An 18986-nucleotide genomic window follows, 5' to 3' on the forward strand; every position below is an offset into this window, starting at 1 on the left:
CGCATGAGTTTCGACGGCGCCACGGCCCCCCCGATCCCGGTCGACCCCTGCTGGCCGGCCGGGGTCGAAGAGGGCCTTGCGGCGCTGCCCCCCGAGCGGGCCGCCGTGCTGCGGCGACGCCTGCAGGCCCATCTGCCCCGGCTGCAGGACCGGCTGCAACGCCTCTACGGCCGGCAGCCCGGCTTCGAGGCCTTCCTTGACCGCGTGCTGCGCCAGACCCTGGCCTGCGCGGCCGATCGCGAGGACGCGCTCTGGCAGCTCGACCTGGCGCGCGAGCAGCGCCCCGACTGGCTGCATGCCGGCCTGCTCGGCTACTGCAGCTATGTCGACAAGTTCGCCGGCACGCTGGCCGGCGTCGCGCAGCGCGTGCCCTATCTGCAAGAGCTGGGCATCCGCTACCTGCACCTGCTGCCCTTCCTCAAGGCCGGCACGCCGCCCAATGACGGCGGCTTCGCCGTGGCGAGCTTCGACACCGTCGAGCCCGCGCTCGGCACGATGGCCGACCTGCGGGCGCTGTGCCGCACCCTGCGCGGCGCGGGCATCAGCCTGTGCAGCGACTTCGTGCTCAACCACGTCTCGCGCGAACATCCCTGGGCCCAGGCCGCCCTGGCCGGCGACCCGGCCTACCTCGACTACTTCCACTGGCGCCCCAGCGCCGAGGCCGTGGCCGCGCAGGAGCGCCACCTCGGCCAGGTCTTCCCCGGCACCGCGCCCGGCAACTTCACTTGGGTGGAGGCGCGCCAGGCCTGGGTCTGGACGACCTTCTATCCCTACCAGTGGGACCTGAACTACGCGAACCCGGCGGTCTTCGCCGACATCGCAGAGGCCCTGCTCAAGCTGGCCAACCAGGGCGTCGAAGCCTTCCGGCTCGACTCCACCGGCTACCTCTGGAAGCGCGAGGGCAGCAACTGCCTGAACCAGCCCGAGATCCACCTCATCCTGCAAGCCCTGCGCGCGCTGTGCGAGCTGGCCGCGCCCGGCGTGGTGCTCAAGGCCGAGGCCATCATGCCGACCGGCGAGCTGCCGCCCTACTTCGGCCTGGGCCCGCAGCCCGGGCCGGAATGCCAGCTTGCCTACCACGCCAGCCTGATGGCCGCGTCCTGGCTGGCCCTGGCCGAGGGCGATGCCGGCGCGGTGCGCGAGGTGCTGCGCCACACGCCCGACCTGCCCGAAGGCTGCCTGTGGCTCAGCTATGTGCGCTGCCATGACGACATCGGCTGGAATGTGCTGCGACCCGAGCTGAGCGCGCTCGGCAGCGAGCCGGTCGCGCGCCTGGCACGCGCCTCGCGCCACTACGCCGGCCGCGGGACCGACCCGCGACCGCGCGGCCGCGCCTTCCAGGCCGCCGACGAACACGCCGTGCACGGCACCAACGGGATGACCCTGGCCCTGGCCGGCCTGCCGCAAGACGGCAGCGACCCGGGCCCCGCCCTGGCCCGCATGGCGCTGCTGCATGCCCTGAGCTTCTTCGTCGGCGGCCTGCCGCTGATCTACATGGGCGAGGAACTGGGCCAGGACAATGTCGGCGAGGCCGAGCTGCTCGCCCGCCAGGGCCCCGACGGCCGCGAGCTGCACCGCCCGGCCTTCGATGAAGCCGCCGCCGCGCAGCGCCACGACCCCGACCACCTGGCCGGCCGCTGCTTCGCCATGCTCCGCCGCTTGCAGCGCGAGCGGCTGGCGATGCTGCCGCAGGGCAGCCCGGTGCGGCTGCGCCTGCTGCCCAGCGAGGCGCCCGGCCTGCTGGCCCTGGAGCGCGACGGCGTGATCGGCCTCTTCAACTTCGGCGCCACCGCCTGCGCGGCCGACCTGCGCACGCTGGCGGCCGGACCGCTGCACACCCCGGGCGCCGATGGGCGCATGCTCGCGGTCGACACGCGGCAGCCGCTGACGCTGCCGGGCCATGCGGCCCTGTGGCTGCAGCCCGCGGCCTGAGCCCCACCCTTCACCGCGCACGCAGGACCCTGTCCATGACCCGCCGGAAACCGCTGCTCAACCTGTGGCAGCTGCTCAGCATGAACTTCGGATTCTTCGGAATCCAGTACAGCTTCGGGCTGCAGCAAGCCAATATGAGCCCGATCTACCAGTTCCTCGGCGCCGAGGAGGCCAAGCTGCCGCTGCTGTGGCTGGCCGGGCCGGTCACCGGCCTGCTGGTGCAGCCCATCGTCGGCGCGATGAGCGACCGCACCGACAGCCGCTGGGGCCGGCGCACGCCCTACTTCCTGATCGGCGCCCTGGTGTGCAGCCTGGGCCTGCTGGTCATGCCCTTCAGCCCGACGCTGTGGTTCGCGGCCGGCCTGCTGTGGATCCTGGATGCGGCCAACAACGTGACGATGGAGCCCTACCGCGCCTACGTCAGCGACCGGCTGGAACGCGCGCAGCAGCCCTCGGGCTTCCTGATCCAGAGCGCCTTCACCGGCCTGGCCCAGACCCTCGCCTACCTCACCCCCAGCCTGCTCGTCTGGTGGGGCCTGGACCGCGATGCGACGCTGGACAGCGGCATTCCGCATGCCACGGTGACGGCCTTCATGATCGGTTCCTTCGTGTCCATCGCCAGCGTGCTGTGGTCGGTGCGCAGCACGCCCGAGCTGCCGATGAGCGAAGCGGAACGCGCCGCGCTGCGCGCGCTGCCGCGCGGGCTCAAGGCCACCTTCGGCGAGATCTTCGCGGCGGTGCGCGAGATGCCGCAGGCCATGCGCCGCCTGTGGTGGATGAAGTTCTTCCAGTGGTACGGCATGCTTTGCTACTGGATCTACATCGTGCCCTCGCTGGCCCTGTCGATGTTCGGCAGCAGCGAAGCCGGCAGCAGCGGCTTCCGCGAAGCCGGCCTGCTCAACGGCCAGATCGGCGGCTTCTACAACTTCGTCGCCTTTCTCGCGGCCTTCGCGCTCATCCCCTTCAGCCGCCGCCACGGCCCGGCGCGCGTGCATGCCGTCTGCCTGGTGCTGGCCGGCCTGGGCATGCTGGCCCTGCCCGGCATCCAGAGCAAGGCCCTGCTCTTCCTGCCGATGGTCGGCATCGGCCTGGCCTGGGCGAGCATCATGGGCAATCCCTACATCATGCTGGCCGACAGCATCCCCAAGGAGCGCATCGGCGTCTACATGGGCCTGTTCAACACCTTCATCGTGCTGCCGATGATCGTGCAGGTGCTGACGCTGCCGCTTTACTACGAGAGCCTGCTCGACAGCGACCCGCGCCAGGTGATCCGGCTGGCCGGCGTGCTGCTGATCCTTGCGGCCGGCTGCGCGCTGCGCCTGCATGCCCCCCGTTCCCAGGAAAGCCGCCATGCATCCGTCTGAGGCCCCCGCCGCATCGCCCTCGGCCGCGCTGGCGGCCGCCATCGCCGGCCCCGAGCCCGGACCGGGCACGCTCGACATCGTCATCTTCGGCGGCAGCGGCGACCTGGCCTTCCGCAAGCTGCTGCCCGCGCTCTACATGGCCTTCCTGCATGAGCGGCTGGAGCCCGGCACGCGCATCCTCGGCCTGGGCCGCCAGGGCTGGAGCCGGGCCGACTACCTGGCCTTCATCGACAGCCATTCGCCGGCCTTCATCGCGCCGGGCGCCTTCAGCGCACCGGTCTGGCAGCGCTTCCTCGGCATCCTCGACTACCGCTGCGTGGACGCGACCCAGGCGGCGGACTACGCCGTGCTGCGCGAGCCCGCCGACCGCGTGCCGCAGCGGGTGTTCTACCTGGCCACCGCGCCCAGCCTGTTTTCGCAAATCGGCGCCCACCTGGATGCCGCCGGCCTGATCGACGCGCGCTCGCGCGTCGTGCTGGAAAAGCCGCTGGGCACCGACCTGGCCTCGGCCCGCGCGATCAATGCCGACATCGGCCGGCACTTCCGCGAGGAACAGGTCTACCGGATCGACCATTACCTGGGCAAGGAGACGGTGCAGAACCTGATGGTGCTGCGCTTCGGCAATGCCATCTTCGAGCCGCTCTGGCGCGCGCCCTACATCCGCAGCGTGCAGATCACGGTGGCCGAATCGGTCGGCGTCGGCAGCCGGGCCGGCTTCTACGACGGCGCCGGCGCCCTGCGCGACATGGTGCAGAACCACCTGCTGCAACTGCTGTGCATCGTGGCGATGGAGCCGCCGATCTCGCTGAACCCCGACGATGTGCGCGACGAGAAGCTGCGCGTGCTGCGCTCGCTGCGCCGCATGGAGCTGGCCGATGTGCGGCGCGACACCGTGCGCGGCCAGTACACCGCCAGCCTGGGCGAAGGCCCCTCGATGCGCGGCTACCGCGAGGAGGAGAACGTGCCGCCGGACAGCCGCACCGAGACCTTCGTCGCGCTCAAGGCCCACATCAACAATGCGCGCTGGGCGCATGTGCCCTTCTTCCTGCGCACCGGCAAGCGCATGCAGACGCGGCGCTCCGAGATCATCGTGGACTTCACGGGCCAGCCCTTCTCGATCTTCCCCAACCAGTCCGGCGGGCGGCCCAACCGGCTGATCATCAGCCTGCAGCCGGAGGAATCGATCCAGCTGGAGATGATGGTCAAGGAGCCCGGCTCGGGCATGGTGCCGCGGCCGGTGAAGCTGGAGCTGGACTTGCAGTCCGCCTCCGACAAGCGCCGCGCCGAGGCCTACGAACGCCTGCTGATGGACGTGATCAAGGGCCGCCTGACCCACTTCATGCGCCGCGACGAGCTGGAGGCGGCCTGGACCTGGGTCGAGCCCATCCTCGACGGATGGAAGCTGCTCGGCGAACGGCCGCGCGACTACCGCGCCGGCACCTGGGGCCCGGCCGCCAGCTCGGCGCTCATGGCGCGCGAGGACCTGGCCTGGTTCGAGGAATCCTGAGCATGGACGCCGCCATGCTGGCTCAGCTCGCGCCCGCCCTGCAGGCGCGCTGGCCGCATCTGCGGCTGCGGCAGCCGCCGGGCGAGGAGGCGCTGAAGGACCTCGTCGAGACCGTGGCCGACACGCTGCGCGCGGCCGTGACCGAAGGCGGCGCAGCCACGCTCGCGGTCTCGGGCGGGCGCTCGCCGGTCGCGCTGTTCGAGGCCCTGCGCACCCAGGCCCTGCCCTGGGCGCAGATCACCGTGACCCTGGTCGACGAGCGCTGGGTGGCCGACGGCCACCCCGACCGCAACGACCGCCTGGTGCGCGCGCACCTGCTGCAAGGCCCGGCCGCCGCCGCGCGTTTCGTGCCCCTGATCGCCCCCGGCCCGCTGCCGCCGCTGGCCGATGCCGCCGCGGCAGCCGATGCGCGCATCGCTGCGCTGCCGCCCGCCGACCTGGTGCTGCTGGGCATGGGCGCGGATGCGCACACCGCCTCGCTCTTCCCCGGCTCGCCCGACCTGGCCGCCGGCCTGGACCCGCAGCAGCCGGCCCGGGTGCTGGCCATGCGCCTGCCCGATCCGCCGCCGCAGCCCGCCCATCCGCGCCTGAGCTGGACCCTGGCGCATCTGCTGCGCGCCCGCGCCCTGTTGCTGCCGCTGCAGGGCGCCGACAAGCTCGCCACCCTGGCCCGCGTGGTGGCCGATCCGGCGCGGCCCGCATCGCCGGCCTGGCCCATCGCCCACCTCTTGCAGCAGACGGCCGTGCCGCTCACGCTGTGGCTGCCCCACTGACTTCCGGAGGCTCCGCATGAGCACCCCCGCCCCCGCGCTCCGTCCCGCCCTGCACCCGACGCTGGCGGCCGTGACCGCGCGCATCGAGGCCCGCAGCGCCACCAGCCGCGCGGCCTACCTGGCGATGATCGACAGCGCGCGCCGCCCCGGCGCCCAGCGCGCCGGCCTGGGCTGCGCGAATGCCGCCCATGCCTGGGCCGCGATGCCGCAGGACGACAAGCTGCGCCTGAATGCCGAGCGTGTGCCCAACCTCGGCATCGTCAGCGCCTACAACGACATGCTCTCGGCCCACCAGCCCTACGAGCGCTACCCCGAGCGCCTGCGCGCCGCCGCCCGCGCAGCCGGCGCGACCGCCCAGGTGGCCGGCGGCGTGCCGGCCATGTGCGACGGCATCACCCAGGGCGAGGACGGCATGGAGCTGTCGCTGTTCTCGCGCGATGTGATCGCGCTGGCCACCGCGGTCGCGCTCTCGCACCAGGTCTTCGATGCGGCGCTGTGCCTGGGCGTCTGCGACAAGATCGTGCCCGGCCTCTTCATCGGCGCCTTGCAGTTCGGCGAGCTGCCGACGGTCTTCGTGCCCGCCGGGCCGATGACCAGCGGCCTGTCGAACGAGGCCAAGGCCAAGGTGCGCCAGGAGTATGCGCAGGGCAAGGTCGGCCGCGAGGCCCTGCTGGCCTCCGAGCAGGCGGCCTACCACGGGCCCGGCACCTGCACCTTCTACGGCACGGCCAACTCCAACCAGATGCTGATGGAGATCATGGGCCTGCACCTGCCGGGCGCCTCCTTCGTCAACCCGGGCACGCCGCTGCGCGAGGCCCTGACCGAGGCCGCCGTGCAGCACGCCGTCGCCCTGGCCCAGCCCGGCCCGGCGCGGCGCGGCCTGGGCCATCAGATCGATGCGCGGGTGCTGGTCAACGGCCTGGTCGGCCTGCTGGCGACCGGCGGATCGACCAACCACACCCTGCACCTGGTCGCCATGGCCCGGGCCGCCGGCCTGGTGCTGGACTGGGACGACTTCGCCGCCCTGTCGGCCGCCGTGCCGCTGCTGGCCCGCGTCTACCCCAACGGCCAGGCCGATGTGAACCACTTCCATGCCGCCGGCGGCATGGGCTTCCTGATCCGCGAGCTGCTCGACGCCGGCCTGCTGCACGAGGACGTCGACACCATCCTCGGCCGCGGCCTGCGCGCCTACACCCGCGAGCCCTGGCTCGATGGCGGCCAACTGGCCTGGCGCGATGCGCCGGCCGCCAGCGGCGACCTGGACGTGCTGCGCCCTGCCACCCAGCCCTTCAGCCCCGACGGCGGCCTGCGCCTGCTGCAGGGCAACCTGGGCCGGGCGGTGGTCAAGGTCTCGGCGGTGCGGCCCGAGCACCGCGTGGTGCGCGCGCCGGCCCGCGTCTTCAGCGACCAGAAGCAGCTCGAACAGGCCTTCCGCGCGGGCGAGCTGACGGGCGACCTGGTCGCCGTGGTGCGCGAGCAGGGCCCGCGCGCGAACGGCATGCCCGAGCTGCACAAGCTGACCCCCGTGCTCGGCCTGCTGCAAGACCGCGGCCAGCGCGTCGCGCTGGTGACCGACGGCCGCATGTCCGGCGCCTCGGGCAAGGTGCCGGCGGCCATCCACCTGAGCCCGGAGGCGCTCGACGGCGGGCCGATCGCGCGCATCGAGGACGGCGACTGGATCACGCTGGATTGCGAGCGCGGCCTGCTGCAACTGGAGGTCGAGCCGGCCCTGCTGGCCGCCCGCACACCGGCGCCGCCCATGCCGCGCGAGGGCCTGCTCAACCACGGCCGGCAGATCTTCCAGCTCTTCCGCGACCACGCCAGCGCGGCCGAGGCCGGTGCTTCGCCCTTCGGCCTCGGCCAGCCCTGAGCCCGGCCCCACCCCACCCGAGACCCGCCATGTCCCCCAGCCCCCACCATCCCACGCTGAGCCTGCCCGCCTTCCGCTCGCGGGTCGTGCCGGTAATCGTGATCGAACAGATCGAGCAGGCCGTGCCGCTGGCCCAGGCCCTGCTGGACGGCGGCATCGACGTGATGGAAATCACCTTGCGCAGCGCGGCCGGCCTGGCCGCCATCGAGGCCGTGGCCCGCGCGGTGCCGGCCATGCAGGTCGGCGCCGGCACCGTCACCCGGCCCGCCGAGCTGATGCAGGTGCGCGATGCCGGCGCGCGCTTCGCGCTCTCGCCCGGCCTGACCGAGCGCCTGGCCGATGCCGCCTTCGCCGCCGGCCTGCCCTTCATCCCCGGCGTGATGACGCCCGGCGAGGTGATGCGCGCCCGCGAGCTGGGCTTCCGCCTGCTCAAGCTCTTTCCGGCCGAACAGGCCGGCGGCCTGGCCATGCTCAAGGCCCTGGCCGGGCCACTGGGCGACATGCGCTTCTGCCCCACCGGCGGCGTCACGCCCGAAAGCCTGGCCGCCTACCTGAAGCTGCCGAACGTCGCCCTGGTCGGTGGCTCCTGGCTGACACCGCCGGCCCGCCTGGCCGCGGGCGACTGGGACGGCATCCGCCAACTGGCCCGCGCCGCGACCGCCGCCGCAGAGGCCGCCCGCGCCTGAGCCGGCGCCGCCGGCCCGCCCGCTGCGCCCCAAGCCCCGCGCCGACGGCGGCCCTTCAAGCCGTCCCCACCCCTCGACCCGCTCCACACGCCATGCCCCTCCCGCCCTTCGTGCCGGCGCCGCAGCGCCCGGCCTGGCAAGCCCTGGCCCGCCTGGCCGCCCAGCCCCAGCCGCATCTGCGCGAGCGCTTGCAACAGCCCGGCCGCGCCGCCGCCTTCCAGGCCGAGGCCGCCGGCCTGAAGCTGGACTACAGCCGCCAGGCCCTGGACCGGCCCGAACTCGACGCCCTGCTCGCCCTGGCCGAGGCCAGCGGCGTGCAGGCCCAGGCCCGCGCGATGGCGGCCGGCGAGCCCGTCAATGCCACCGAGGGCCGGGCGGTGCTGCACCTGGCCTTGCGGGGCGACCCGGACGAGGCCGACCCGCCCTGGGGCCGGGCCTGCGCCGAGGCGGTCGAAGCCGAGTTGCAGCGCATGTTGGCCGCGGCCGAGGCCCTGCGCCGCGGCGCCTGGCGGGGCCATGACGGCCAGCGCTTCACCGACGTGGTGAACCTGGGCATCGGCGGCTCGGACCTGGGCCCGCGCATGGTCTGCGAGGCCCTGCTGCCCATGCTGCCGGCCGAGGCCCGGCCGCTGCGCCTGCACTTCGTCTCCAACCCCGACGCCTGGGCGCTGCAGGGCGCGCTGGAGGGCCTGGACCCGGCCCGCACCGCCTTCATCATCCAGAGCAAGACCTTCACCACGCAGGAGACGCTGACCCTCGCCGCCTCGGCCCGGCGCTGGCTGCGCGACGGCGGCTGCCCGGCGGAGCGGCTCGATGCGCATCTGCTGGCCGTCACCGCCTACCCGGAGCGCGCACAGGCGCAGGGCCATGCGCCGGCGCGCACCCTGCGCATCTGGGACTGGGTGGGCGGCCGCTACTCGGTCTGGTCGGCCATCGGCCTGCCGGTGGCGCTGGCCCTGGGCGCCGAGGCCTTCCGCGCACTGCTGGCCGGCGGGCGGGCGATGGATGCGCACTTCCTCGACGCGCCGCCGGCCCGCAACCTGCCGCTGCTGATGGCGCTGTTCGGCGTGTGGAACCGCAACTTCCTGCACTGCCCGACCCAGCTCATCGTGCCCTATGCCAGCCTGCTCGGGCGCTTCGTGCCCTTCGTGCAGCAGATGGACATGGAGTCCAACGGCAAGTCGGTGCAGGTCGATGGCGCGCCGGCCGCGGTCGACACCGGCCCCATCGTCTGGGGCGGCCTGGGCATCGACGGCCAGCATGCCTACTTCCAGCTCGTGCACCAGGGCCGCCACCGCATCCCGGTGGACTTCATTGGCACGCGCGCCAGCGGCGCCGCCCTGCCGCTGGCGGCCGAGCACGACCGGGTTGTGCGCCTGAACCTGCAAGCCCAGGCCGAGGCCCTGGCCTACGGCCGCGATGCCACCGACACCGCCGCCAGCCTGCGCGCCGCCGGCCTGGACGAAGCCACGGTGCAGCGCCTGCTGCCGCACCGCAGCTTCCCGGGCGACCGGCCGAGCAGCATCGTCTGGATGGACCGCCTCAACCCCTGGACCCTGGGCGCGCTGATCGCCCTGTACGAGCACAAGGTCTTCTGCCAGGCGGCGATCTGGGGCATCCATGCCTACGACCAGTGGGGCGTGGAGCTGGGCAAGACCATGGTGCAGGCGCTGGAGCAAGCCGATGCATGAGGCCCGCGCCCCCGGCGCCGGCCCGCAGCCGACCGGGCCGCGCCTGCTCGGCGACATCGGCGGCACCAACGCCCGCTTCGGCTGGCAGGCCGGGCCGCAGGCGGACATCGTGCAGGTGCAGGTGCTGCCCTGCCTGGAACATGCCCGCCTGGAGGACGCGATCCGCGCCTACCTGCGGCAGCAGGGCCTGCCGCCGCCGGCTTGCGCCGCCCTGGGCATCGCCAACCCGGTGACGGGCGATGCGGTGAAGATGACCAACCATGCCTGGGCCTTCAGCATCGAGGGCCTGCGCGCGGCCCTGGGCCTGGGCCGGCTGCTGATGCTCAACGACTTCAGCGCCCTGGCCCTGGCCCTGCCGGCCCTGCCGCCGCAGGCGCTGCGGGCGGTGGGCGGCGGCACGGCGGCGCCGGATGCGCCCTGCGCCCTGATCGGCCCGGGCACCGGCCTGGGCGTGTCGGGCCTGCTGCCGGTGGGCGGTGGCGGCCCGGCCTGGCCGCTGTCGGGCGAGGGCGGCCATGTGACGCTGGCGGCCGGCAACGAGCGCGAGTTCCGCGTCATCCAGGTGCTGCAAGCGCGCTACGGCCATGTATCGGCCGAGCGGGTGCTGTCCGGCCCCGGCCTGGTCGACCTGTACCACGCCCTGCTGGCGCTGGAGGGCAAGCGCGGCATCGAGATCGTCTCGCCGGCCCAGGTGCTGGAGCGTGCGGCCGAGCATCCGGGTTCAACCGCCAACGAGGCCCTGGACCTGTTCTGCGGCTTCCTCGGCAGCGTGGCCGGCGACCTGGCGCTGACGCTGGGTGCGCGCGGCGGCGTCTACTTGGGCGGCGGCATCCTGCCGCGGCTGGGCGAGCGCTTTGCAGCGTCGTCCTTCCGCACACGCTTCGAGGCCAAGGGCCGCTTCCGCAGCTACTTGCAGGCCATCCCGACCTGGGTGATCGAAGGGGCGGCGCCCGCGCTGCTCGGCGCGGCGCGGGCGCTGGACCTGCCGGTCCGGCCGGCCGACCCTCAGGCGGCGGCGAGCGCCGGGTAGTCGGTGTAGCCCTCGCGACCTTCGGCATAGAAGGTCGCAGGGTTGGGCGCATTCAGCGGCGCGTCGCGCTTCAGGCGCTCGACCAGGTCGGGGTTGGCGATGAAGGCGCGGCCGAAGGCGATCGCATCGGCGCGGCCGGACTGCACCGCGTCCAAGGCCATCGCGCGGGTGTAGCCGTTGTTCAGGATCAGGCTGCCGCGGAAGCTGCGGCGGACGCCGGCAAAGTCGAAGCCGCTCAGCTCGCGCGTGCCGCCGGTCGCGCCTTCGACCAGATGCAGGAAGCCCAGGCCGCGCGCATCGAGCTGCTCGATCAGCGCGCCGAAGACGGCCTGCGGATTCGAGTCGTGGATGCCGTTGGACGGCGTCAGCGGGGACAGGCGGATGCCGACCCGGCCGGCACCGATCTCCGCCACCACGGCATCGACCACTTCCAGCGCGAAGCGGCAGCGGTTCTCGATGCTGCCGCCGTAGGCATCGTGGCGCTGGTTGGCACCATCGCGCAGGAACTGGTCGATCAGGTAGCCGTTGGCGCCGTGGATCTCGACGCCATCGAAGCCGGCCGCGAGGGCGTTGGCCGCGCCGCGCCGGAACTGCGCGACGACCTCGGCAATCTCGTCCAGGCTCAGGGCATGAGGCTGGGGCAGCTCCTGCTTGCCGCGCGGCGTGTGCACCTGGCCGGCTGCGGCAATCGCCGAAGGCGCGACCGGCGTGTGGCCGCCGTTCAAGTCGGGGTGGCTGACGCGGCCGACATGCCAGATCTGCGCGACGATCTTCGAGCCGGCCGCATGCACGGCGGCGGTGATCGGCTTCCAGCCCTCGACCTGGGCCGCGCTGTAGATGCCCGGCGTGGCGCGGTAGCCCTTGCCGGCCGGCGCGACCTGGGTGCCTTCGCTGATGATCAGGCCGGCGCCGCTGCGCTGGCGGTAGTAGTCGACATTCATCGGCGAGCCCGGCACGTCGCCGGCGGCCTCGTCGGCGCGGCAACGGGTCAACGGGGCCATGACGACACGGTTGGCAACCTCGATGGCACCAAGGCGGCCGGGCTGGAAGAGCAGGGCCTCGGCGGGCGAGAGGGTGGAAGCGGAGACAGTCATCGGGTGCGACAGGGTCGGGCGACCCCGGGTAAACACGGAGACGGCCAGTGTGTCGACCGCGAATAGCCCTTGCCGCGCGGGGGCTTGCAGCCGTCGGGCGGGCGGCGACGCCCGCGCGCCGTCAATCCGGATGGCGGATGAAGCGCGCGTTCGCCGGCAGCTTCAGCGCGGCCAGGCGGGCGGCATCGAGCACCGCATCCTCGGGCAGCAGGCCATTGGCATGCAGCAGCCAGGCGCTGAGCGCGTAGACCGCCTCGGGCGGCAGGCTGCCCGGCGCCTGCAGCGGCATGGCGCGGCGGATGTAGTCGAACAGGGTGCTGGCCTGCGGCCAGTGGTTGCCGATCGTGCGTTCGGCGCCGGGCCGCAGCGCCAGCGGCGCCCGGCCGACCAGGCGGCCGCCGTTCAGGCCCTGGGCCTGGCCCTCGCCCTCGGCCCCGTGGCAACTGGCGCAGTGCTGGGCATAGAGCGCCCGGCCCTCGGCCACGCTGCCGCGGCCGGGCGGCAGGCCGCGACCGTCGGGGTAGACGCTGAGGCTGCCGGCCTGCGCCGGGGGCAGCGGCTGGCCCAGGCGCGGTCGGCCGGCCTCGGCCCCCAGCACGGGCGGGGCGGCGGCTGCCAGCGGCCCGCTGCCCAGCAGCCAGGCGGCCAGCAGGGCGCGGCCGGCGAGCGCGGCGAAGCGGCCTTCAGAAGGCATCGAAACCGTCCTGGCCGTAGCTGTGCAGCACCGCGCCGTGCGGCGCGACGGCCCAGGTGACGATGGCGTTGTAGTGATAGAAGCCGCCGCGCCCGCGGGCGGCGAGCAGGGCCTCGCGGGCGGGCTGCACCTGGCCGCGATCGTCGGTGGCGCGGCTCTGCAAGAGGGCCGGCTGGCCGTCCCAGCGCCAGGGCAGGCGGAAGCGGCTCAGGGCATGAGCCTGGGCCGGGGCATCGAGCGGCGCCTCGGTCCAGTGCTTGCCGCCATCGACCGAGACCTCGACCCGGCGGATCGCGCCATGGCCGCTCCAGGCCAGGCCGCGGATCTCGTGCACGCCCGGGCCGGGCAGGGTCTGGCCGTGCGAGGGCGAGGTGATCAGCGACTTCACGTCCATGCGCATCGCGAACTGGCGCACCCGGCCGTCGGGCAGGGGCTCGGTGTAGCGGGCGGTCTCGTTGCGGGCCATGGCGGGCTGGTCGGAGGCCTCCAGCGTGTTCAGCCACTTGACCCACAGCACGCCCTTGAGGCCCGGCAGCACCAGGCGCATGGGGTGGCCGTTCTCGGGCCGCAGGCGCTCGCCGTTCTGGAACAGGCCGATCAGGCCGCGCTCGCGCGCCAGGGCCATGGGCACGCTGACATGCATGGCGCCGGCATCGCCGCCGGTGGCGACCAGCCAGCCGGCCTGCGGATCGACACCGGCTTCGTCGAGCAGCAGGGCCAGCGGCACGCCGGCCCATTCGGCGCCGGACAGCAGGCCATGGACCAGGCCGGCCGGGCGCTGCACCGGCTCCTCGAACCAGCCGGCGCTGCTGTTGCCCGCGCATTCGAGGAAGGCCTGCTGCGCGCGCCGGGGGTAGCGCAGCAGGGCATCGACGCTCCATTGCAGCGGCTGGCGCACGCGGCCGATCAGGCGCAGGCGGTGCTGCGCCGGGTCGATGCGGGGCGTGCCGCCGTGGTTGCGGACGAAATGCAGGCCGTTGGGCGTGATCGTGCCATCGAGCTGTTCCAGCGGGGTCCAGGCCGCGCCGTTGGTGTCCAGCCCGCGATGGTTCAGGCCGATGCGGCGCTGCACGCCGGCTTCGGCCGGAGCGGGCTGGCCATAGGGCTGGAAGGCTTCGCCGGCCGGGGCCGGGCCGTCCGCCACGGCGCCTTGCACCGCCGCACCGCCGGCCAGGGCCGCGGCCGTGGCCTGGTGCAGGAAACGGCGCCGCGTGGGCGCGGGGTCGGGGGCAGCGGGTGGCGCGGTCATGGGCCCAGTTTAGGCAGGCCCGGCCTCCGGACGCCGCCCGGGGGCGGGGCCTTGGTTCGCTAACGAACATCCAGAAACGCGGGAAATCCCTAAAGTGAAGGTCCGGCCGATCGCGGCCCAGCCCCACAACCGCCCGGGAGGCGCACACGATGACCGATCCAAGCCTGCTTCGCCAGAACCACCTTCTCGCGGCCCTCAGCGAAGAGGACCTGGCGCGCTGGTTGCCCCTCCTGGAAGAAGTGGACATGCCGCTCGGTCATGTGATCTACGAATCCGGCCGGGTGCAGAGCCATGTCTACTTCCCGACGACCGCCATCGTCTCGCTGCTCTATGTGATGGAGAACGGCGCCTCGGCCGAGATCGCGGTGGTGGGCAACGAGGGCGTGGTCGGCATCTCGCTCTTCATGGGCGGCGGCTCGACGCCGAGCCGGGCGGTCGTGCAGAGCGCCGGCCGCGGCATTCGCCTGCCGGGCCGGATCATGACGCGCGACTTCGACAGCTCGGGCACCGTCATGCACCTGATGCTGCGCTACACGCAGGCCCTGATCACGCAGATGGCGCAGACCGCCGTCTGCAACCGCCACCACAGCCTGGACCAGCAGCTCTGCCGCTGGCTGCTGCTTAGCCTGGACCGGCTCAGCGGCCATGAGCTGAAGATGACGCAGGAGCTGATCGCCAACATGCTGGGCGTGCGCCGCGAGGGCGTGACCGAGGCGGCGCTGAAGCTGCAACGCATGGGCCTGATCCGCTATGCGCGCGGCCACATCACCGTGCTCGACCGGCCCGGCCTGGAGAAGCGCACCTGCGAGTGCTACGCCGTGGTCAAGCGCGAGTACGACCGCCTGCTGCCCGACTGAGCCGGCCCAGGCCGTCCTGGGTGCGATAGCAGACGGTCGGCCGGGGTAGGCCGCCCCAGACTCAAGCCTCGCCGGCCCTTGCGGTGGCACCGTCCCAGCCCGGGGGTGCCGACCCCGCGGCAGCGCGACCCAACTTGCCATGACGCCGCCTGAGAACCACCTGATCCGCCGCCTGCCGGCCCGCGAGCGCCAGGCCCTGCTGGCCCTGGCCGAGCCGGTGGAACTGCGCCTGTCGGCCGTGCTGGTCGAGGCCGATGCGCCCAGCCCCGACCTCTACCTGCCGCTGAGCGGCTTCGTCTCGCTGATCATCCCGGTCGATCAGCACCCGGGCCTGGAGGTCGGCATGGTCGGCTGGGAAGGCCTGCTCGGCCTGCACCGCCTGCTGGGCCACAGCCGCTCGCCGCTGCGCGTCGTCGTGCAGGGCGCGGGCGAGGCCCTGCGCCTGCCCTGGGCAAGCTTCCAGCCCCTGCTGCAAGCCAGCCCGGGCTTGCAGGACACCCTGCGACGCTACCTGGGCAACCACCTCGACCAGCTCGCCCGCGCGGTGGCCTGCCAGCGCTTCCACACCATCGCGCCGCGCCTGGCGCGCTGGCTGCTGATGAGCCAGGACCGCGCCCGCAGCAGCGAGATCCAGGTCACCCATGCCTTCCTGGCCTACATGCTGGGCGTGCGGCGCGTCGGCATCACCCTGGCCGCCCAGCGGCTGCAACTTGCCGGGCTGATCGACTACCGGCGCGGCGTGCTCGGCGTGCTGGACCGTCGCGGCCTGGAAGACGCCGCTTGCAATTGCTACCGCGCCGACCGCCTGCGCTATGCCGAAGTGCTCGGCGAGCCGGGCGGCTGAAGCGATGTCCACCTCCCCCGATGCAAAGGGCCTTGCGATGCACCTCCCCCTGCCCCAGGACCCGCGGCCCCTCGCCCTGCACGGCCTGCCGCCCACCACCCGCATCCCGTCCGTCCGCCGGAACGGCAGCCTGGCGCTGCCGCCCGAAGACCGCGTGCTGGATGACGGCCGGGCCCTGCTGCGCCAGACCCGCCGGGCCCTGCGCCTGGCCATGCACACCCCGATGACGAGCAGCCTGGCGGCCGAGCACCTGAGCCTGCGCAACGGCCTGATCACCTGCCTGGGTGCACTCGACCGGCTGCAACTGCTGCTGGCGCTGGAATCCGTCCGCCAGCGCCAGCAGGCCCGCGGCCGGGAACAGGGCCGCGCCGAGCTGGCGCAGACCCAGGCCCACCTGGCCCGGCTCGACCAGGATGCGCAGCAGGCCCGCCACCAGGCCCTGCACGACAGCCTGACCGGCTTGCCGAACCGCCGCCAGTTCGAGGAGCGACTGGTCGAGGCCCTGGCCGAGCCGGCCGAGGCAGTGCGCCGTGCCCGGGGCCTGCTCTACCTGGACCTCGATGGCTTCAAGGCGATCAACGACCGCCACGGCCATGCGGTCGGCGACAGCGTGCTGCGGGTGATCGCGCGTCGCCTGGCCGCCACCGTGCGCAGCGAGGACTTGATGAGCCGCGTCGGCGGCGACGAATTCGCCTGCCTGCTGCGCCGGCTCGACCGACCCGAGCGGCTGCAGGTGCTGGGCCACAAGCTGGTCGAGGCGGTCGGACAGCCGATCCAGCTTGGCGGCCTGACCTTGCAGCTCGGCGCCAGCGTCGGCGGCCTGCGGCTGGAACCCACGTCACGCGACGCCAACGCCCTGCTGCGCGCGGCCGACCGCGCGATGTACCGGGCCAAGCGCGACGGAGGCGGCCTGGCCCTGTTCGATGCCGAGCGGGACGGGCCGATCGCCTGAGCCGCGCGGCCCGCGGCCGGTCGCACCGGCCCACCGGCCGGCCGGCTGCCGGCAGCTCGTCCGCGACGGAGCCCGACCATGTCCCCCGATCCGTCCCCCTTCGAGCCACGGCTTGCCGCCCTGGCCCATCAACTCGGGCGCGACGGCCAGCCCGTCGAACGCGCCGAAGGCCGCGAGATGGACTGGCTGCTCGCCGGCCCCTGGGCCTACGGCCTGTGGCGCCTGCGCAGCGGCCCCGGCGCCGACCTGCGCGAGCTGCCGGCCCGCGACGCCGCCAGCCGCGAAGCCCTGCGGCTCAACCGGCGCCATGCCGCATCGCTGTATCAGGCCACGCTGCATCCGGTCTGGGCCGAAGGGGCCGCCCCGAGCGCGGGCACCGTGCCGCCGCAGTTGATCGACCATGCGGTCGTGATGCGCCGCATCGCATGCAGCCAGCGCGGTCACCGCCTGCTGCAAGCCGGCCGCCTGGCCGCCCACAGCCTGGCCGTGCTGGCCCGCGACCTGGCGGCCGTGCACCGCGCGGCCGCCGGACTGCCGGCCGACAGCCCGTGGGGCCGGCCCGAGCATCTGCTGGAAGCCAGCCTGGACGCGCTCGACGCACCGGGGCCGCCGCTGGAGGCGCCGATCCGGCGCGAGCTCACCCAGCGCCTGTGCGGCCTGGCCCAGGATCTGGCGCCGGTCTGGGCGGCCCGCCGCGCGGCCGGCTGGGTGCGCGAAGGCCACGGCCGCCTGCGGCTCGACCATCTGGTGCTGTCCGGCAGCAGCCTGCGGCCGGTGGCCTGCGCCGTGCTCGATCCGGCCGAGCGCTGGATCGACCCGGTGCAGGACCTGGCCGGCCTGCTCTTCGACCTGCTGCTGCACGGCCAGCCGGCGCTCGCCGCCAACCTGCGGCAGCACATGGTGCTGTGCCTGGGCCAGACGATCGATGCCGAGCTGCTGCGCCAGGCCCTGCTGCAACGCGGTCTGCTGGCCCGCGCCCGGCTGCCGCAGCCGCTGAGCGACGGCAGCCCGCGCGACGGTCCGGATGCCGCCAGCGCCCTGCTCCTGCTGCGCGCGCTGGCCGACCCCCTGCGCACCCCGGGCCTGGGCATGCAGGCCGGCGACTTCGTCGACACCGGCTGCCGCCGCCCGGCGGCCGCCTGCCCGTGAGGCGGCTGGGACCGGCGTGAACCCCGCCGATCCGGCGCTCGCCGCCGGGCTGGCGGTGGCCCTGGGCGCGGGCCTGCTGGTCGGCATCGAGCGCGAACGGCACAAGGCCCGGCAGGCAGGCCGCGAGGCCGCCGGCCTGCGCAGCTTCGCCGTGGCGGCGCTGGTCGGCGCGCTGGCGGCCGTGCTCGACACGCCCGGCCTGCTGGCGGCCTGCACCCTGGGGGCGGCGCTGCTCGCGGCCGTCGCGCACCAGCGCAGCCGCAGCGAGGATCCGGGCCTGAGCACCGAGATCGCCTGGCTGGCCGTGCTGCTGATCGGCGCCCGGGCGATGTCGGCGCCCTTGCAGGCGGCTGCGGCGGCCGTGCTGCTGACGGTGCTGCTGGCCGCGCGCAACCCCCTGCACCGCTTCGCCGTGCGCACGCTCAGCGCGCATGAGCTGCAAGACGGCCTGCTGGTGCTGAGCCTCGGCCTGATCGTGCTGCCCCTGCTGCCGGACGGGCCGGTGCCGGCCCTGGCCGGCCTGGCCCCGCGCAGCCTGGCCGCCACCCTGCTGATGCTGCTGCTGGTGCAGACCCTGGGCCATGCCGCCCAGCGGGCCCTGGGCCTGCGGCGCGGGCTGCTGCTGGCGGGGCTGGTTTCGGGTTTCGTGTCGAGCACGGCCACGGTGCTGGCCTTCGGCGCCCGCGCGCGGCGGGCCGGCGCGGCCGGCCGACTGTGGGCCGCCGGGGCCACGCTCTCGGGCGCGGCGACCTGGCTGCAAGTGCAGTTGATCGTCAGCGCGCTGCTACCGGCCCAGGCCCTGGACCTGCTGCCGATGACCGCCGGCGGCGCGGCCGGTGCGCTGGCGGCCGCCGCGCTGCTGGCCTGGCGCGCCCCGGCGGCCCGGGCGGATGCCGAAGCGGTGCCCGACGGCAGCGCCCTGCATCCCGGCCAGGCCCTGGGCTTCGCCCTGCTGCTGGCTGCGGTGGCCTATGGCCTGAACCGCCTGCACCAGGCCTTCGGGGCGGCCGGCCTGCACGCCGGCGTGGCCCTGGCCGCCCTGGCCGATGCGCATGCGCCGGTGGCGGCCCTGACCGCCCTGGCCAGCCGGGGCGCCCTGGGCGGCGAGGGCCTGGCCCGGGGCATCGGGCTGGCGGTGGCCGCCAACACCCTGAGCCGGCTGGTGCTGGGCCATGGGGCGGGCGGCAGGCGCTATGGCTTGCAGCTCGCTGCCGGCCTGCTGCTGAGCCTGGCCGCGGCCAGCCTGGGCGGCCTCGGCGCGCTGGGCGCCTGGGGCTGAGCGCGCTGGCCCCGG

16 protein-coding genes are annotated in these 18986 nt (G+C 74.1%); 13 read left to right on the top strand and 3 right to left on the bottom strand.

Annotation, left to right across the window (positions count from 1 at the left end):
• Positions 1–3 precede the first annotated feature (3 nt).
• The 8 genes from JI742_RS13370 (at position 4) to JI742_RS13405 (ending at position 10853) form a co-directional block, all read left to right on the top strand.
• Positions 4–1932: an alpha-amylase family glycosyl hydrolase gene (locus JI742_RS13370; protein ID WP_201827715.1), complete on the top strand. Its 1929-nt coding sequence runs from the start codon at positions 4–6 to the stop codon at positions 1930–1932.
• Between the two features lie 35 nt (positions 1933–1967).
• Positions 1968–3296 carry an MFS transporter gene (locus JI742_RS13375; RefSeq protein ID WP_201827718.1) on the top strand — a complete coding sequence of 443 codons (1329 nt, stop codon included), beginning with the start codon at positions 1968–1970 and terminating at the stop codon, positions 3294–3296.
• Positions 3283–4803, top strand: coding sequence for a glucose-6-phosphate dehydrogenase (gene zwf, locus JI742_RS13380; RefSeq protein ID WP_201827729.1), 1521 nt, complete (start codon positions 3283–3285; stop codon positions 4801–4803). Before JI742_RS13375 ends, zwf begins: the two co-directional genes overlap by 14 nt.
• A 2-nt stretch (positions 4804–4805) precedes the next feature.
• Positions 4806–5576 carry a 6-phosphogluconolactonase gene (gene pgl, locus JI742_RS13385; protein WP_236677033.1) on the top strand — a complete coding sequence of 257 codons (771 nt, stop codon included), beginning with the start codon at positions 4806–4808 and terminating at the stop codon, positions 5574–5576.
• Positions 5577–5592: 16 nt separating this feature from the next.
• Complete coding sequence (edd, locus tag JI742_RS13390) at positions 5593–7446, top strand: phosphogluconate dehydratase (protein WP_201827731.1); 1854 nt, start codon at positions 5593–5595, stop codon at positions 7444–7446.
• A gap of 29 nt (positions 7447–7475) precedes the next feature.
• On the top strand, positions 7476–8132 hold the full coding sequence (eda, locus tag JI742_RS13395; RefSeq protein ID WP_201827737.1) for a bifunctional 4-hydroxy-2-oxoglutarate aldolase/2-dehydro-3-deoxy-phosphogluconate aldolase: 657 nt from the start codon (positions 7476–7478) through the stop codon (positions 8130–8132).
• A gap of 92 nt (positions 8133–8224) precedes the next feature.
• On the top strand, positions 8225–9823 hold the full coding sequence (pgi, locus tag JI742_RS13400) for a glucose-6-phosphate isomerase (protein ID WP_201827740.1): 1599 nt from the start codon (positions 8225–8227) through the stop codon (positions 9821–9823).
• Positions 9816–10853 (top strand): glucokinase, encoded by a 1038-nt coding sequence (locus JI742_RS13405; protein WP_201827743.1) that lies wholly within the window; start codon positions 9816–9818, stop codon positions 10851–10853. Before pgi ends, JI742_RS13405 begins: the two co-directional genes overlap by 8 nt.
• On the opposite strand, the gene JI742_RS13410 is transcribed toward JI742_RS13405, so the two are convergent.
• The 3 genes from JI742_RS13410 to soxC form a co-directional block, all read right to left on the bottom strand.
• Complete coding sequence (locus tag JI742_RS13410) at positions 10829–11947, bottom strand: alkene reductase (protein WP_201827746.1); 1119 nt, start codon at positions 11945–11947, stop codon at positions 10829–10831. The genes JI742_RS13405 and JI742_RS13410 overlap by 25 nt on opposite strands.
• 121 nt (positions 11948–12068) lie before the next feature.
• Complete coding sequence (locus JI742_RS13415) at positions 12069–12641, bottom strand: c-type cytochrome (RefSeq protein WP_201827749.1); 573 nt, start codon at positions 12639–12641, stop codon at positions 12069–12071.
• Positions 12631–13890, bottom strand: coding sequence for a sulfite dehydrogenase (gene soxC, locus JI742_RS13420; protein WP_201827752.1), 1260 nt, complete (start codon positions 13888–13890; stop codon positions 12631–12633). The genes JI742_RS13415 and soxC overlap by 11 nt, the downstream gene beginning before the upstream one ends.
• Before the next feature lie 149 nt (positions 13891–14039).
• On the opposite strand from soxC, the gene JI742_RS13425 reads away from it, so the two are divergent.
• The 5 genes from JI742_RS13425 to JI742_RS13440 all read left to right on the top strand — a co-directional run bounded on the left by JI742_RS13425 (position 14040) and on the right by JI742_RS13440 (position 18971).
• Complete coding sequence (locus JI742_RS13425; protein ID WP_201827754.1) at positions 14040–14747, top strand: Crp/Fnr family transcriptional regulator; 708 nt, start codon at positions 14040–14042, stop codon at positions 14745–14747.
• A 139-nt stretch (positions 14748–14886) separates the two neighbouring features.
• Positions 14887–15591 carry a Crp/Fnr family transcriptional regulator gene (locus JI742_RS14085; protein WP_201827759.1) on the top strand — a complete coding sequence of 235 codons (705 nt, stop codon included), beginning with the start codon at positions 14887–14889 and terminating at the stop codon, positions 15589–15591.
• Positions 15592–15628: 37 nt separating this feature from the next.
• Positions 15629–16543: a GGDEF domain-containing protein gene (locus JI742_RS14090; RefSeq protein ID WP_201827761.1), complete on the top strand. Its 915-nt coding sequence runs from the start codon at positions 15629–15631 to the stop codon at positions 16541–16543.
• Positions 16544–16621: 78 nt separating this feature from the next.
• Complete coding sequence (locus JI742_RS13975) at positions 16622–17692, top strand: hypothetical protein (RefSeq protein ID WP_236677034.1); 1071 nt, start codon at positions 16622–16624, stop codon at positions 17690–17692.
• A 16-nt stretch (positions 17693–17708) separates the two neighbouring features.
• Entirely contained in the window at positions 17709–18971 is a 1263-nt protein-coding gene (locus JI742_RS13440; RefSeq protein WP_350309683.1) for a DUF4010 domain-containing protein, read from the top strand.
• Positions 18972–18986: the final 15 nt, after the last annotated feature.

The sequence above is a fragment of the Piscinibacter lacus genome, assembly GCF_016735685.1.
Classification (GTDB): domain Bacteria; phylum Pseudomonadota; class Gammaproteobacteria; order Burkholderiales; family Burkholderiaceae_C; genus Aquariibacter; species Aquariibacter lacus.

Excerpts from the sequence above, each read along its gene's own strand:
- JI742_RS13370 (WP_201827715.1), top strand. The coding sequence starts at position 4 with ATGAGTTTCGACGGCGCCACGGCCCCCCCGATCCCGGTCGACCCCTGC.
- JI742_RS13375 (WP_201827718.1), top strand. The coding sequence starts at position 1,968 with ATGACCCGCCGGAAACCGCTGCTCAACCTGTGGCAGCTGCTCAGCATG.
- pgl (WP_236677033.1), top strand. The coding sequence starts at position 4,806 with ATGGACGCCGCCATGCTGGCTCAGCTCGCGCCCGCCCTGCAGGCGCGC.
- JI742_RS13425 (WP_201827754.1), top strand. The coding sequence starts at position 14,040 with ATGACCGATCCAAGCCTGCTTCGCCAGAACCACCTTCTCGCGGCCCTC.
- edd (WP_201827731.1), top strand. The coding sequence starts at position 5,593 with ATGAGCACCCCCGCCCCCGCGCTCCGTCCCGCCCTGCACCCGACGCTG.
- pgi (WP_201827740.1), top strand. The coding sequence starts at position 8,225 with ATGCCCCTCCCGCCCTTCGTGCCGGCGCCGCAGCGCCCGGCCTGGCAA.
- JI742_RS13410 (WP_201827746.1), bottom strand. The coding sequence starts at position 11,947 with ATGACTGTCTCCGCTTCCACCCTCTCGCCCGCCGAGGCCCTGCTCTTC.
- JI742_RS14090 (WP_201827761.1), top strand. The coding sequence starts at position 15,629 with ATGCACCTCCCCCTGCCCCAGGACCCGCGGCCCCTCGCCCTGCACGGC.
- JI742_RS14085 (WP_201827759.1), top strand. The coding sequence starts at position 14,887 with ATGACGCCGCCTGAGAACCACCTGATCCGCCGCCTGCCGGCCCGCGAG.
- JI742_RS13415 (WP_201827749.1), bottom strand. The coding sequence starts at position 12,641 with ATGCCTTCTGAAGGCCGCTTCGCCGCGCTCGCCGGCCGCGCCCTGCTG.
- JI742_RS13975 (WP_236677034.1), top strand. The coding sequence starts at position 16,622 with ATGTCCCCCGATCCGTCCCCCTTCGAGCCACGGCTTGCCGCCCTGGCC.
- eda (WP_201827737.1), top strand. The coding sequence starts at position 7,476 with ATGTCCCCCAGCCCCCACCATCCCACGCTGAGCCTGCCCGCCTTCCGC.
- soxC (WP_201827752.1), bottom strand. The coding sequence starts at position 13,890 with ATGACCGCGCCACCCGCTGCCCCCGACCCCGCGCCCACGCGGCGCCGT.
- zwf (WP_201827729.1), top strand. The coding sequence starts at position 3,283 with ATGCATCCGTCTGAGGCCCCCGCCGCATCGCCCTCGGCCGCGCTGGCG.
- JI742_RS13405 (WP_201827743.1), top strand. The coding sequence starts at position 9,816 with ATGCATGAGGCCCGCGCCCCCGGCGCCGGCCCGCAGCCGACCGGGCCG.